Source organism: Citrobacter portucalensis (genome assembly GCF_002042885.1).
GTDB lineage: Bacteria > Pseudomonadota > Gammaproteobacteria > Enterobacterales > Enterobacteriaceae > Citrobacter > Citrobacter portucalensis.
Map to the genome: position 1 here is coordinate 185,037 of NZ_MVFY01000009.1, position 15,231 is coordinate 200,267.

Annotated in this window: 10 protein-coding genes; 3 read left to right on the forward strand and 7 right to left on the reverse strand. The window is 52.0% G+C overall.

Annotated features, from left to right (window positions below):
* Window positions 1–11 precede the first annotated feature (11 nt).
* The 3 genes from asnS to aspC all read left to right on the forward strand — a co-directional run bounded on the left by asnS (window position 12) and on the right by aspC (window position 4,463).
* Window positions 12–1,412 (forward strand): asparagine--tRNA ligase, encoded by a 1,401-nt coding sequence (asnS, locus tag BZK40_RS15440; RefSeq protein ID WP_020996514.1) that lies wholly within the window; start codon window positions 12–14, stop codon window positions 1,410–1,412.
* Between the two features lie 600 nt (window positions 1,413–2,012).
* Entirely contained in the window at window positions 2,013–3,089 is a 1,077-nt protein-coding gene (ompF, locus tag BZK40_RS15445; protein WP_079934924.1) for a porin OmpF, read from the forward strand.
* A gap of 183 nt (window positions 3,090–3,272) precedes the next feature.
* Window positions 3,273–4,463, forward strand: coding sequence for an aspartate transaminase (gene aspC / locus BZK40_RS15450; RefSeq protein WP_048235707.1), 1,191 nt, complete (start codon window positions 3,273–3,275; stop codon window positions 4,461–4,463).
* Between the two features lie 52 nt (window positions 4,464–4,515).
* Here aspC and BZK40_RS15455 read toward each other — a convergent pair whose 3' ends face one another.
* The 7 genes from BZK40_RS15455 to cmoM form a co-directional block, all read right to left on the reverse strand.
* Window positions 4,516–5,163, reverse strand: coding sequence for an MBL fold metallo-hydrolase (locus tag BZK40_RS15455; RefSeq protein ID WP_003831949.1), 648 nt, complete (start codon window positions 5,161–5,163; stop codon window positions 4,516–4,518).
* A 28-nt stretch (window positions 5,164–5,191) separates the two neighbouring features.
* Window positions 5,192–5,740, reverse strand: coding sequence for a peptidoglycan L,D-endopeptidase MepK (mepK, locus tag BZK40_RS15460; RefSeq protein WP_003831948.1), 549 nt, complete (start codon window positions 5,738–5,740; stop codon window positions 5,192–5,194).
* A 177-nt stretch (window positions 5,741–5,917) separates the two neighbouring features.
* Window positions 5,918–7,669, reverse strand: coding sequence for a L,D-transpeptidase (gene ldtD / locus BZK40_RS15465; RefSeq protein ID WP_032942892.1), 1,752 nt, complete (start codon window positions 7,667–7,669; stop codon window positions 5,918–5,920).
* Between the two features lie 267 nt (window positions 7,670–7,936).
* Window positions 7,937–12,397 (reverse strand): chromosome partition protein MukB, encoded by a 4,461-nt coding sequence (gene mukB, locus BZK40_RS15470; protein WP_079934925.1) that lies wholly within the window; start codon window positions 12,395–12,397, stop codon window positions 7,937–7,939.
* Window positions 12,397–13,101, reverse strand: coding sequence for a chromosome partition protein MukE (mukE, locus tag BZK40_RS15475; RefSeq protein ID WP_003035809.1), 705 nt, complete (start codon window positions 13,099–13,101; stop codon window positions 12,397–12,399). The genes mukB and mukE overlap by 1 nt, the downstream gene beginning before the upstream one ends.
* Window positions 13,082–14,404: a chromosome partition protein MukF gene (mukF, locus tag BZK40_RS15480; protein WP_003831939.1), complete on the reverse strand. Its 1,323-nt coding sequence runs from the start codon at window positions 14,402–14,404 to the stop codon at window positions 13,082–13,084. The genes mukE and mukF overlap by 20 nt, the downstream gene beginning before the upstream one ends.
* A complete protein-coding gene (gene cmoM, locus BZK40_RS15485) occupies window positions 14,397–15,200 on the reverse strand; it encodes a tRNA uridine 5-oxyacetic acid(34) methyltransferase CmoM (RefSeq protein ID WP_003035803.1) in 804 nt (267 codons plus the stop codon). The genes mukF and cmoM overlap by 8 nt, the downstream gene beginning before the upstream one ends.
* Window positions 15,201–15,231: the final 31 nt, after the last annotated feature.

Below are 15,231 nucleotides of genomic sequence, written 5' to 3' on the forward strand. Positions count from 1 at the left end.
GAGAGAATATTATGAGCGTTGTGCCTGTAGCCGACGTACTCCAGGGCCGCGTAGCCGTTGACAGCGAAGTCACCGTGCGCGGATGGGTGCGTACCCGCCGAGATTCAAAAGCTGGCATCTCCTTCCTCGCCGTTTATGACGGTTCCTGCTTTGATCCTGTACAGGCCGTCATCAATAATTCTCTGCCCAATTACAATCAGGACGTACTGCGCCTGACGACGGGTTGTTCAGTTATCGTAACGGGTAAAGTCGTTGCATCTCCTGGACAAGGACAGAGCTTTGAAATTCAGGCCACTGAGGTTGAAGTAACGGGCTGGGTTGAAGATCCTGACACTTACCCAATGGCAGCTAAGCGTCACAGCATTGAGTATCTGCGTGAAGTGGCGCACATGCGTCCGCGTACCAACATGATTGGTGCGGTAGCGCGTGTACGTCATACGCTGGCGCAAGCTCTGCATCGTTTCTTCCACGAGCAGGGTTTCTTTTGGGTATCGACTCCGTTGATCACCGCTTCCGATACGGAAGGTGCCGGTGAAATGTTCCGTGTTTCTACGCTGGATCTGGAAAACCTGCCGCGTAACGATCAGGGCAAAGTCGATTTCGACAAAGACTTCTTTGGTAAAGAAGCCTTCCTGACCGTTTCCGGTCAGCTGAACGGTGAAACCTACGCCTGCGCCCTGTCTAAAATTTATACTTTTGGCCCGACATTCCGTGCAGAAAACTCTAACACCAGTCGTCACCTGGCAGAGTTCTGGATGCTGGAACCAGAAGTGGCTTTTGCTGACCTGAATGATGTTGCAGGCCTGGCTGAAGCGATGCTGAAGTACGCGTTTAAAGCCGTACTGGCAGAGCGTGCGGATGATATGAAATTCTTCGCTGAACGTGTCGATAAGGACGCGATTTCACGCCTGGAACGTTTCATTGACGCTGACTTCGCGCAGGTGGATTACACTGACGCGGTAAGCATTCTGGAAAAATGCGGTAAACAGTTCGAAAACCCGGTTTACTGGGGTGTGGATCTGTCTTCTGAGCATGAACGTTACCTTGCTGAAGAGCACTTTAAAGCGCCGGTGGTAGTGAAAAACTACCCGAAAGATATCAAAGCGTTTTATATGCGCCTTAACGAAGACGGTAAAACCGTTGCTGCAATGGACGTACTGGCCCCGGGAATCGGTGAAATCATCGGTGGTTCTCAGCGTGAAGAGCGCCTGGACGTGCTGGATGCCCGTATGCTGGAAATGGGTCTGAACAAAGAGGATTACTGGTGGTATCGCGACCTGCGTCGCTACGGTACCGTTCCGCATTCCGGCTTCGGATTGGGCTTCGAGCGTCTGATCGCTTACGTCACCGGCGTACAGAACGTCCGTGATGTTATTCCGTTCCCGCGTACTCCACGTAACGCCACCTTCTAAACGTGCGTTATTGTTTCAAAGGCCAGCATTGCTGGCCTTTTTTATACCCTTTTCGTGCTATCTGGATACCCATCTCACGTTAAACACAACCTTTCAATCCCCTCCACCTGTTACGTAATATTTCATCGCAATACATTTGCACAAAAAATAATCAGCAATTTTATTGTGGATTAGCATTTTCTGATTAAATAGTACATTTTTTAACCTCTCGCACGGCATTCCAGACGTCCAAAAATCGTTACCTGTAAAATCCGAACTTTCCGGTATAACGGATAAAAAATGACCTTAGCAAAATTAAACATAAGAAAATCATATAAATAGAAATAAAAACGAGAATCTTAAGCGCAGGGGCATTCGAAGTTTGACGCTGTTCACAAAGTTGCACAAAAATAACATATTGTTACACATTTTTTCTTTTTGAAACTAAATCTTTATATTTGTAGCACTTTGACGGTAGCGAAACGGTAGTTTGAATGGAAAGATGCCTGTCAGACACATAAAGACACCAAACTCTCATCAATAGTTCCGTAAATTTTGATTGACGGAATTTATTGGCGGCAGTGGCAGGTGTCATATAAAAACCGATGAGGGTAATAAATAATGATGAAGCGCAATATTCTGGCAGTGGTTATCCCTGCTCTGCTGGTAGCCGGGGCAGCTAACGCTGCAGAAGTTTATAACAAAGATGGCAACAAGCTGGATGTATACGGTAAAACCGTAGGTCTGCACTATTTTTCTGATAACGCTGGCAACGATGGCGATCAGACTTATGCCCGTCTTGGTTTCAAAGGGGAAACTCAGATTAATTCCGATCTGTCCGGTTACGGTCAGTGGGAATACAACTTTGCCGGTAATAACTCTGAAGGCGGCAGTGACGCTCAGAACGGCAACAAAACCCGTCTGGCATTTGCTGGTCTGAAATATGCCGATCTGGGCTCTTTCGACTACGGTCGTAACTACGGTATCGTTTACGATGCACTGGGTTACACCGATATGCTGCCAGAATTTGGTGGTGATACCGCATACAGCGACAACTTCTTCGTTGGCCGTGTGGGTGGTGTTGCAACCTACCGTAACTCTAACTTCTTCGGTCTGGTTGACGGCCTGAACTTCGGTATCCAGTATCTGGGTAAAAACGAGCGTGATGGCAATACCGGTCGTTCTAACGGTGACGGCGTTGGCGGTTCTGTAAGCTACGAAATGGATGGCTTCGGTATCGTCGGTGCATACGGCGCTGCTGACCGCACCAACGCGCAGGAAAACTCTTTCTACGGCAACGGCGGCAAAAAAGCTGAGCAGTGGGCAACTGGCGTTAAATACGATGCTAACAACATCTACCTGGCAGCGAACTACGGTGAAACCCGTAACGCAACTCGCATCTCAGGTGCCGGAAACAGTGGCTTCGCCAACAAAACTGAAGATTTCTTTGTTGTCGCTCAGTACCAGTTCGATTTCGGTCTGCGTCCATCCCTCTCCTACAACAAATCTAAAGCGAAAGACGTAGAAGGCGTGGGTAACGAAGATCTGGTTGACTACATTGAAGTAGGCGCTACCTACTACTTCAACAAAAACATGTCCACCTATGTTGACTACCAGATCAACCAGATCGACTCTGATAACAAACTGGGCGTGAACTCTGACGACACCGTAGCAGTCGGTATCGTTTACCAGTTCTAATAGCAGACCTCTTTGTTAAATGCCTATAAAACAGGACTTCGGTCCTGTTTTTTTATATCTGCTAGCGAATTCTTGCGTCTTAAAAAAACACCTCAGCTTTTCGTCAGTAACGGTTGGCATTTTGTAAATCTACCGTTAACCTGATAGCGGACTTCCCTTCTGTAATCACTATGGAACCTCGTCATGTTTGAGAACATTACCGCCGCTCCTGCCGACCCCATTTTGGGTCTGGCTGATTTGTTTCGTGCCGATGACCGCCCTGGAAAAATAAACCTCGGGATCGGTGTATATAAAGATGAGACAGGCAAAACGCCGGTGCTGACCAGCGTTAAAAAAGCCGAGCAATATATACTGGAAAATGAAACCACCAAAAATTACCTTGGCATTGACGGTATTCCAGAGTTTGGTCGCTGCACTCAGGAATTACTGTTTGGTAAAGAAAGTTCGCTGATCAACGACAAACGCGCACGTACAGCACAGACCCCTGGCGGCACTGGTGCACTGCGTGTGGCAGCTGATTTCCTGGCAAAAAATACGTCGGCTAAACGCGTATGGGTGAGCAATCCAAGCTGGCCGAACCATAAGAGCGTCTTTAACTCTGCAGGCCTGGAAGTTTGTGAATACAACTATTACGATGCAGCAAACCACTCGTTAGATTTTGATGCGCTGCTGGCAAGCCTCAGCGAAGCGCAGGCTGGCGACGTGGTGCTATTCCACGGCTGCTGCCATAACCCTACCGGCATCGATCCTACGCTGGAACAGTGGCAAACGCTGGCTCAGATGTCTGTCGAAAAAGGTTGGTTACCGCTGTTCGACTTCGCATACCAGGGTTTTGCCCGTGGCCTGGAAGAAGATGCAGAAGGTCTGCGCGCATTTGCGGCTCTGCACAAAGAGCTGATCGTTGCCAGCTCCTACTCCAAGAACTTTGGACTGTACAATGAGCGTGTAGGCGCCTGTACGCTGGTTGCTGCCGATACTGAAACCGTTGACCGTGCGTTCAGCCAGATGAAATCAGCCATTCGCGCTAACTATTCCAACCCACCAGCACACGGTGCATCCGTAGTGGCCACGATTCTGAGCAACGATGCGCTGCGTGCCATCTGGGAACAGGAACTGACTGATATGCGCCAGCGCATTCAGCGCATGCGTCTACTGTTCGTGAATACGCTGCAGGAGAAAGGTGCAAACCGCGACTTCAGCTTTATCATCAAACAGAACGGCATGTTCTCATTCAGCGGCCTGACCAAAGAACAGGTTCTGCGTCTGCGTGAAGAATTTGGCGTCTATGCCGTCGCTTCCGGACGCGTAAACGTGGCAGGAATGACGCCAGATAATATGGCGCCGCTGTGCGAAGCGATTGTCGCAGTACTGTAATCTATCGCGCACAAAAAAGGCCGCAATAGCGGCCTTTTGTTTATCTGAGATATTACCAGACAGGCATTTCATCCTGCAGGAACGGGTTATGTAGCCGTTCGTTACCCAGCGTAGAAAGTGGGCCGTGACCCGGAATAAACGTCACATCATCGCCCAACGGCAAAAGTTTACGTTTAATCGAATCGATCAGTTGGCTATGATCTCCGCGAGGAAAATCGCTGCGCCCTACGCCGCCTTTGAAAATCACATCACCAGAAATCAGTAATTTTGATTGCTCATCAAAGAAGACCACATGTCCCGGTGTATGACCCGGACAATGCAGAACCTGTAACGTCACGTTGCCAACGCTTATCCGGTCACCTTCATTCAACCAGCGATCGGGCGTCAGCGGCTCACAATCTCCCAGGCCAAACATGCGGCTCTGAGCAGGGAGTCCCTGTAACCAGAACTCATCTTCTTTTTCCGGGCCAATAACCGGTACACCATAATGCTGTGCCAGTTCAGCCGCCGCTCCAACATGGTCAAGATGACCGTGAGTAAGCAGGATCTGCATTAGCGTCAGACCGCTGGCATCCACTTCCTGTTTGATTTTCTCGGCATCGCCGCCGGGATCGACCAGCGCGGCCAGACGAGTTTGCTCACACCAGATTAACGAGCAGTTCTGGGCGAAGGCAGTGACCGGAATAATACGATAGTTCATACAGCTCCTGTTTCATTAAGCTTATGGATCACCAGTGCCGTGCAGGGCCGGTGTCAATATGCACAAAGTTACTGCTGGGGTAGTATCCTACACCACCTGCGCGCATAGATAACGCAGCTTTGCGAATATTACTTAATGCGATGCCTTCAATATGGAAATCCATGGCCTGACCTTTAGTGTGGTAGCTTTTCTTGGCCACACCACGGCTACGTGCACGGAGTTCATTATTGGTATCGATAGAGCGATAGCCTGAGATCAGCTGTACGGGTTTACGCGTGCCCAGCAGGCCCTGCAGACGGAAGAGTTGATCAAACAGTCCCGGGTCAATGGATTTCACTTTATTGGCCCGAAAATCACGGAAAAAGTGGTTAAGTTTTGCTAATTCGTCCTGAATATAGCCCCTGCCATCAAAAAACTCTGCTTTTATTGACTCACCGGTATGCAGGTTATTCAGAGTCAATATACGCGGACGTGGGGTAGAGAGTGTTGCAAACGCAGGCGTAGGCAAGATGGCAGCGCCGAGGGCAATACCACCAAGCGCCAGCAGTTTGCGGCGATTAGCGTCAAATTTGTCCATGGTATTAAGGTCTACAAGGTCAATGTTATCGTATGTATGCTCTAGCGCACGCGGGAAACCTTATCTGGCTAAGTAGTCCACGTCAAGGCTCCCAACCCCAGGAAATACGGGGCTCACAGCCATTTTGCCCCGTTTCCAGCATAACTTACGACAATCATTTTCCTCGAACTGCTTCATTTATCTGATTAATTGCTCGGCTTTTGACACAATTTGTGCGCTGGATCGCGCTGTCAGATCGTAATTGTAAATATCTGTACGATACTGCGTGCGCCCATCAGGGCCGACAAATGCGGTCAGATAGTAGAGGTTGACCGGAATATTCTGGCGAATATTCACATACCGCGTATCCCCTTGCTTCAGGGCATCCGAGATGCGCGTATCATTCCAACCCGCATCCTGTAGCAGCATATTCGCCAGCTCAGATGCCTTGTTCACACGTACGCATCCGGAGCTTAGCGCCCGCGTATCTTTCTGGAACAGATTGTGGTTCGGCGTATCGTGCAGATAAATAGCGTCCGAACTCGGCATATTGAATTTATAGCGGCCGAGCGAGTTACGTGCACCCGGAGCCTGCTGAAAGCGGAACGGCAGATTGGACGCAGTGATGGTCGCCCAGTCAACCTGCCACGGATCTATCGTCTCTTTACTGTTCCAGCCGCGCATTACGGTATAGCCGTGACGTTCAAGATATCCCGGATCATTCCATAACTTAGGCAGAATATCTTTACGTGCCAGCGTCGGCGGAACGTTCCACGGTGGGTTAACGACCACGTTATTTAGCGCACTGCTCATCATCGGCGTTTTACGATCGGGACGCCCGACAATAACGCGCGAGGCCAGCACCTGATTGCCATTCTGATAATAAACCAGCGAATAGGCAGGAATGTTCACCATGATACCGGTAGACAGCTCACTCGGCAGCAGGCGCAAGCGCTGAATATTTAACGCCAGCACGCCCGCACGCTGAGCAGGCGTCACGTTCAGCCAGTCACGCGTCGCAGGGCCAATCGCGCCATCTGCGCCAAGTCCCTGCCACGTCTGAAAACGCTTTACCGCATCAACCAATTCACGATCGTAGGTACCACGCCCTTCTTTGCCAGACGTACTGACGGCAGGCTCCAGCATCCCGGTTCGACGCAAAATTTCACGCAGCGCGGGGATGTCATTACTCCACTCCCCCGGACGCAGCGTTGCTGTACTGGTGAGCTGTGGCCAGGGACGTGTATCGCCCACCAGCTTGAGCAGTGATTCATGCATGGCTGCATACTGCGGATGTTGAGGCGCAAGGCTGGCCACAAATGAAGTCAGTTGACCGTTATCCAGTGCGACCTGCCACTGGTTGATGACGGAAATCGGCGGCGTCGTTAGCGCATAGGGCTTATCGCTGTAAAGCCAGCGATTACCTTTGACAGGGATGTTAGCGATAAAGTGCAGATACCCCATCATCGCATCAGAGAGCACGATGTCTCTCGCCTGACCGGTTACTGCCGGGTCAGTCAGAAGTGCAACCCAGGTAGTGAACTGCGGCTGAAAGCCGGCAATTGCGACCTCGGCTAACTGTTGCTGAAATGCCTTTACCGCATCACGATTTTCCCACATCGGCTTCATTTCGCGTGCGGCATACAGCAGTTCCAGCTGGCTCATGTAAACCGGCGTATAACCTGCTGGCAGCTGAGAGTGTATTTCGGCGCGGGCTTTATCAACAGACACGCCTTCTGGCAGCGGTTGAATACCCGCCATGATAGCCGTCGCAGAAGATTGAACCTGCGGCTGCGATAACGCTGTTGGCTGTTCACTGACGGTCGCAGAGCTATCGCCAGGGATCATTTCAGGCTCATCGGCCTGAGCATTGAACAGTGGAGCGAATGTTACGGCCAGGCACAAACTAATTGCCGACAGCCGACGACCACACATTTTATTAAGCAACATCCCTTGCCCCCTGTTTTCTTTATCATACTCTGAATAGCCAGGCCGTCTGTATTCCCCTTTATTCTAACGAGGGTCGGACCTGTAAAACGCCAATACAAACTGAAGTATGACGAGCAAGCCTGTGACGCGTTAGGCTCACCTTTAGTATATAAACATCAAAAACTTTTTGCCTAACCTAATGTAAAGAAGTCTAAAGAAATTACACCAGGCATGAAGTCTTTTCGGAAAAAAATAAGGCGGCCATGTAGCCGCCTTTATACTTATTACTTAGCTTGCCTGCGAGGAGGCATCTTCAGTCCCCGGCAGCGGTTCCGGTAACTGAGGCGCAAATCCGCGCAGCCCCACCACGTGAACGTGTTCGGTGTTCTGGAAGACTTTACGCACCAGTTTGTAGGTGGTGCCTTTCTCTGGGCTGATGTTTTCCGGCGCAGCGATAATCAGCTGCATCTGCAAACGCTCACACAGCTCAAACAAGGTCGCAATAGAACGCGCATCGAGTCGTGCAGCTTCATCAAGGAACAGCAGTCGGCAAGGAGAGATATCTTTCCCGCGCAATCTGCGGCCTTCATCTTCCCAGCTTTGCACCACCATCACCAGAATAGACATCCCGGTCCCGATCGCTTCACCCGTTGACAACGCACCAGACTCAGCACGCAGCCAGCCGTCAGAGCCACGGTTAACCTCAACTTCCATTTCCAGATAGTTACGATAATCCAGCAGCTCTTCACCAATGGTTTGCGGCGTGCGTTGCCCCATGTCTATCTGCGGATTCAGACGCTGATACAGCTTCGCCAGCGCTTCTGAGAAGGTCAGGCGATTGCTGTTAAACAGATCCTGATGCTGTTCATGCTGCTCTGAAAGTACGTCCAGCAAGGTAGCATGTGTTTCACGCACATTGACGTTCAGGCGAACGCTGTTGACCTGGCCAAACGACACGCTTTGCAGCCCCTGGTTCAGCATGCGAATACGGTTCTGTTCACGCTGAATGGTCTTACGAATAATATTCGCCACGCTGCGTGAGCTGATCGCCAGCTTCTGTTCACGTGAGGTTAACTCTTCCGTCAGACGGCTCAGCTCAATCTCCATCTGTTCAATGGCTTCCACCGGATCATCGGTACGAATAATATCCTGGCGAATACGTTCACGCAGATGCTGGTAAACCGCGACGAAGAACTGAATTTTGCGCTCTGGACGTTTTGGATCTTCAGACAGACGCAACACATCGCGCAGGTGCTCGTTATCCGCAACCGCCAGACGTAGCGCACCGAGCGCCTTATCCGACATCGAACGCAGTTCGTCACCGGAAAGATAGGCCAACTCGCGGCGGTGAAGACGACGTTCCACACCGTTATCTTTCACCATCCGCATGACTGCACACCAGCCGGCTTTGGCGGTGACTACCTGCTCGCGCATTTCATGATAATCACGTTCCAGCTTGCGCAGTCTGCGGGTCAGGTTTTCCATCTCCGCTTCGCAGAAGGTCAGTGCTTTCTCAAGTTGGTTGCGGCGTGCACGGTTGTTGCTGAGCTGCGCATGCAGTTCGTCACGGCGGATACGCGCGCGCTCTTCGGCACCGCTGTCCGCACGAACGCCGATATCCTGCAGTTCACGTTGTAAATCGTTAAGCAGCTCTTTTTTGGTGTCAAAAGAGCTTTTCAGCGATGCCATGACCTGGTTGTACTGGCTTAACTGTGCGGCGTGGCTGCGCAGCGCTTCACGAGCGCGGGTACGTTCGGCTTCCGCCTGTTCCAGGCGTTCACGCAATTTTTCGTTCAGATCGCTATTGCCGCTCAGCATTTCGGCTGAGTCGGAATAACTAAAGTGCGCCCGACGCTGTACGACTTCGGTCAGCGCAAAAGCCTGCTGACGCGCATCGCGCTGCATCTGCTGGGAGTACGAATAGTCTTCCTTCAGCTGTTCAAACTGCTCAGGGTCATTTTGCAGAACCGAAACGATAGGTTCCAGTTTCGCCAACTGATTGCCATGTTGCTGTACAAAACGCGCGGCTTCCTGAGCTTCATCCAGACGCTCGCGAATTTCGTCTACGCGATCGGCTAGCGTATCATCTGCCAGCAGATTCAAGCGCGGCAGCAGGCGGTTCAGCGCAGAGACACCCTCTTTCGCCTGTTCAAACTGCATACGGCTTTGCTGGTTATCATTTTCATGATTGGTCAGCGCACGTTCCAGTTCAACGCGACGGCTATTCAGTTGGCGAATTTCCGCTTCTGGATCGGCTTCAAACGCCACCGACAGATGGCTGCCGATAAAGCGACTGAACGCCTGATGCAGACGTTGGGTTTTCTGGACGTCAAAGGAGAGCGTGGCGAAACGTTCAGACAGCCCTTCACGCTCGGCATGCAGGGTTTCGATACGGCTTTCACGTGCTGCACGCCCAAAAATAGGCACCGTCGGGAAGCGAGAATAACGCCACTGACGCTCGGCAGTTTTCACCACCACCGCATTTTCCAGTTCATCAACGCTGAAGACGCTGTCATCAAACGACTGCGGATCCCCTTCGATGAAATAGAGATCTTCCGGGCAATCCGTCAGCCCTTCAAGCTGTTCGGTAATCAGCGACAGATCCGGTACCACAATGGCATGACGCGAAGGACCGTATAGCGCAGAGAAGTACGGTGCATCTTCAAGGCTAACGTCATCATAAATTTCTGACAGCAGTACGCCGCCAAAGCGTTCCGCCAGCGCGTTCAGACGCTGATCTTCCGCCCCGCCCGGCTGACTTAAACGTTCAATCTCTTCATCAACGGCATTTTTACGTGCACCGACTTCATCACGCTCAACAATGGCCTCACGCTCGCGCTCCAGCAATTGTTGCAGATACTCGGTCACGTCCTGGCTGGAGGTAAACTCTTCGCCACACTGCTCGCTAAGCTGATTCAGGCTATTTTGCGCAGCCAGCCAGACAGGTGCCCGCTTCATCAAATGCTGAATACGGGATTGTAGTTGTTCCTGCTCCTGACGCAGCGTCATACGCTGTTCGCTGGCAGACGAGACGCTGTCCGACAAGGCGGCGATGCGTGCTTCCAGCTCCTGGTGCAGCGCTTCCAGCTCATCAATATCGAACTGTTTACCCTGACGCTTGCAGAATTCGGCCAGCAGACGCTCGGCATCCTGCTGTTCGCGCAGACGCTGCTCCAGTTCGCTCAGTCGCATACGCAACGGCTGAACCTGTTCCGCCAGATGGCGCTGTTCCACACCTTCGCGCAGCAGTTCACGTGCCACGCTCCAGGCTTCACCGCGCGCCAGCGGGCCGTTGATAGCCGCCACCAGCTGATAAGCCTGTTCGAACTGGCTATGCGCGGTTTGCGCCACGCTCATTTTTTGTTCTAGCGTCAGCAGCTTTTCAGTGGCTTCCTGCTCTTTGGCCTGGAAAGTCTCCAGCCATTCGGCGGCGCTGTCGGCTGTCAGGTCCGGTAAGTGGCAGAGCTCTTTCGCCCGGTTTAGGGCCTGGATCGCCTGAGTATACTGGATGGCTCGCGTTTGCTGGACGTCCAGCGCTTGCTGGTAATCGGCAAGCTGGCTTTTCAGCTCATCCACTTCCAGCTCAGCGGCTTCTGCGCGGGCTTCGTTTTCATCCTGGCGGTCAACGGCTTCCGCGACCACCTCGTTTTGTTCTTCAAGACGGACCTGCAATTCTTCGAGATCCGCCTCGTAGCGTTCAATTTTTTCCTGCTGACGCAGCGCGGTTTGCACCAGATTCAGGTGATCGCTCGCGGCCTGGTAATCAGCTTCCAGATCGCCTTCCGCACCGTTGTGTTCACCCAGTTCACGCGCCATATCCACGTGTTTGTACTGCTCTGCCGCCAGCTGCTTGCGCGAGGTATACAGTTCACGACGATATTCCAGTGCTTTATCCAGATGGATGCGACGTTCATTGGCGTGGCGCATATAATCTGCGGCCACATAGTTGGTCGCTTCACTGATTAAATGCTTAAACAGGTCGCGGTCAGACTGGGTTACGCGAATCGCTTCCAGCGTCATACGGTTTTCACGCAGCGCGGCTTCCATATCCTGGAACGCTTTACGTACGCCGCTGTTTTCCGGCAGCAGGTAGTCACGCAGTGAACGGGTAATGGCGCTGGAGATCCCGCCGTACAGCGAGGCTTCAATCAGACGGTAGAATTTACTACGATCGGACGCAGAGCGCAGACGACGGGCAATGATGCCCAGATCGAACATCAATGAGTGATAATCGGTTATTGAGTTGAACTGCTTAAACTGCACGCCTTCCATCTCATCAAGCTTCTCTTTCAGCTCAGGTAGAGACAGTACGCGCGCCTGGCGTTCGTTCAGCGTTTCCGTCACCAGTTGGGTTGGCTGTACCGACATCGGCAGCCCCTGAATGGCAAACGGTTTGATATCCACTTTGCGATCGCGACCAGCAACCTGTTGCAGACGCACACCCACGACCACGCGCTGATGACGCGAATTAAGGACGTCGAGCATTGAATAACAAACCCCTGCTTTCAGCTTACCGTGCAGGCCTTTATCACGTGAACCGCTGGTTGCACCGGCTTCGGTGGTGTTACGGAAATGCAGCAGGGTTAAGTCCGGAATGAGCGCCGTAACAAATGCCGCCATGGTGGTGGATTTACCCGCACCGTTACCACCGGACAGCGTGGTGACCAGCTCATCGAGATCAAACGTACGGGCAAAAAAACCATTCCAGTTAATCAGCGTAAGTGAGCGAAATTTACCGCGTTCAATCATTATTCTTCTTCTCCACTGTCCGGCTGATTCTCTTCGGGCTCATCGTTGAGCTGCAGACGGTTCTCGACCGCCATCGCTTCACCATCACGAATTAAGCGACGCTGTGCTTCACGCGGATCGTCACCGCTACGCACATCCGCACCAAAGCGGAAGACAGATTCCGTAATACGGAATTTGCTGCTGTCGTGGCCCAGAAACCACACCATGCCTAAGCGGCGCAAGCGGTTGAGCGAAGAACGCACTTTTTCCTGTAGCTTCTGGCGGTCAACGTCAGAACCGGTTGAACGGTTGTTCACCAGCTTCAGTAACTTCGCTTCATCTGCCAGCGTTAGCAGCTCGTCGTACAGCTCTTGCTGGGTAAAAATCCCTTCGTTCGCCAGGCGTTCCGGGCTGAGATAGAGATAGCAAAGAATTTTACCCACCATCATGTCCAGTTCAGACAGGACCGAACGCGGAATGAGCGTCGTTGAACGCGGACGAAGGTAGAAGAACCCTTCCGGCGCACGGATCAATTCCACGTTATAGCGGCTGTAAAACTCTTCAAAATATTCCTGAAAATCCATCAGGAAGGCATGATTATCCAGTTCATCCAGACCGATATGGCGGCCCGAACGTAAGGCACTATCCAGTGCCGGAAATAACGGATTCGCCAGCGCCTGCGCCAGCTTTACCGGCATCACTTGTTCAATATTTGTCAATGACATGCGCCTGTACCTTGGCTCCGTAATCATTAATCGGCTGCCATTTGGCTGGCAGTCCGGTGAAGTCTGCTTGCGCTACGCCAAGGCGTACCGCCTGATCGATAACAATACGCGCGACGTCGAAATGACGCGCACGTGGGTATTGCGCCAGATACTCGCGCACTACCAAGCCGAGATCCAGTGGTGTTTGTCTGGATTTGTAGATAGCCAGCTGTTCTTCGATGATCGCCGCCAGCTGCTCACGGATCTCGTTAAATTCTTCATATTCCAGGTCTTCCGGAAGTTCACCGGTGACCTCTTCGTCACGCAGCACCATCTCCTCGTCACGCATATCCAGCAGACGATCGGCGTTGGCATAGGTCAGCGCCCATGGGTCGTCAAAGTAGGTCTGCACGGACTGACGCAGACGCTGGGCGAAGACGCGGTTTTTATCCATGTCGATCGCGGTACGGATAAATTTATGCACGTGACGATCGTAGCCGATCCACAAGTCAATTGACTGCTGGCCCCAGCTAATAATGCGGTCGAGCTTGCTTTGTAAATCAAACACCAGCCGATCGACAAAATGCAAATCGTCATGCGTCATCGTGGCGTCCTGGATGCGTAACAGGTTAGCCTGCAGCTTATCCCCTGCCGCTTCCAGCGTATCTTGCAGCTCACGCAGCGTACCAGATGTTTCAGACAGCAGCATTTCACAGCTGGAAATCGCCGCCCGCCAGTCTTTGTTTAGCAACTGTGCGATGTCGTCTTTTACCTGCTGCTGCTGTTCATCCATGATGCGCTGGGTCAGATCGATACTGTCGAAAATCTCCGCCACCGAGTATTTCAATGGCGCATAGACGTTGCGATGCCAGTGGAACTCATCACCACCTTCCGCTGCCGCATCCGCCGCGCGCTTCAGTTCGCCTGCCACAATTGACAGCTGCATAGAAAGACGCAGCGTAGAGAATTCGCGCTGACGAATATAGTAATCTGTGATGCCAATCCCGAGCGGCGTTAAACGGTAAATGGCGTTGCCTTCAGCCTGCTCGCTGGTAAAGCGGTTCAGCAGACGTTGACGCACCATATCGTTGATCGCGTTGTTGGCGCGGACGCCGATGGTTTCGCTGGTTTGCTCAAACGCATCACTCACATGGCGGAACGCATCCACCAGTTCACCTTCACTCATCTCACCGTCAAGTCGCTCACCGTTCAACGTGGCGACCGCCAGCAGGAACGAAAGTCTGTCTACCGGCAGAGAGATGGAGAAGTCATTTTTTCTGGCCCAGGCAACCAGTTCGGGGACTGTCTGGGAAAATTCACTCATAGGTTATCCTTGCATCTGCGGCTCGGGCCGGACGTTTAATCGCGGTGACATGAATATAGCGCCCAAGGCTGATATACGGTTCCTGGCGGCAATAACGTGTTTCTATTTCTGTTAAAGCATCAAAACAGTCATGCTGTTTTTGTTTATCACGCAGATAATCATGAAACACCCTCACGCCCGTTTTACCGGTTATCTCCCAGCCAATCTCCTCCAGCCAGCCATAGACCTGCTGAGGGTCGCGCGGAAAATCGGGAGACAACGTGCGCCGTTTCTTTTTATACATTCCCTGCTGTACATAGCCGAAATTACCGACCAACACATTACGCATCAACAGACCGTTTGCATTGTAGAACATCAGCGATAAAGCACCGCCCGGGCGTAACATCGACCACAATGTTTTTAAGACGGCTTGCGGATCGGCCACCCATTCCAGCACAGCATGAAACAATATCAGATCAACCTGAGAATCCAAATGCTGTGGGATGTCCTGAGCGGCACAATGTATAAAATGCATGTTGTCGCTCACACCTTGCTCTTCTGCCGCCCTTTGCGCTCGCGCCACCATCTCAGCAGAAAGATCGCACAAGGTGACGTGATGGCCCCGCTGCGCCATCAGAATGGCTGTCTGTCCTTCTCCGCCACCCGCATCAAGCACACGCAACGTTTGGCCCGCGTAGTCGGCAAGAAGTTTGTCCAGATCCTGCCAGAGGATCGTCTGACGAAGCTGACCTTTGGTGGTGCCGTAAATGTTACGGGAAAACTTCTCTGCAATGTCATCAAAATTGCGATCCCGCATCGGGCTCTCCACATGCTGGCTTTAGGGTGAC

Bases quoted from the DNA above. Each gene is read 5' to 3' on its own strand.
- asnS (WP_020996514.1), top strand. From the start codon at position 12: ATGAGCGTTGTGCCTGTAGCCGACGTACTCCAGGGCCGCGTAGCCGTT.
- ompF (WP_079934924.1), top strand. From the start codon at position 2,013: ATGATGAAGCGCAATATTCTGGCAGTGGTTATCCCTGCTCTGCTGGTA.
- aspC (WP_048235707.1), top strand. From the start codon at position 3,273: ATGTTTGAGAACATTACCGCCGCTCCTGCCGACCCCATTTTGGGTCTG.
- BZK40_RS15455 (WP_003831949.1), bottom strand. From the start codon at position 5,163: ATGAACTATCGTATTATTCCGGTCACTGCCTTCGCCCAGAACTGCTCG.
- mepK (WP_003831948.1), bottom strand. From the start codon at position 5,740: ATGGACAAATTTGACGCTAATCGCCGCAAACTGCTGGCGCTTGGTGGT.
- ldtD (WP_032942892.1), bottom strand. From the start codon at position 7,669: ATGTTGCTTAATAAAATGTGTGGTCGTCGGCTGTCGGCAATTAGTTTG.
- mukB (WP_079934925.1), bottom strand. From the start codon at position 12,397: ATGATTGAACGCGGTAAATTTCGCTCACTTACGCTGATTAACTGGAAT.
- mukE (WP_003035809.1), bottom strand. From the start codon at position 13,101: ATGTCATTGACAAATATTGAACAAGTGATGCCGGTAAAGCTGGCGCAG.
- mukF (WP_003831939.1), bottom strand. From the start codon at position 14,404: ATGAGTGAATTTTCCCAGACAGTCCCCGAACTGGTTGCCTGGGCCAGA.
- cmoM (WP_003035803.1), bottom strand. From the start codon at position 15,200: ATGCGGGATCGCAATTTTGATGACATTGCAGAGAAGTTTTCCCGTAAC.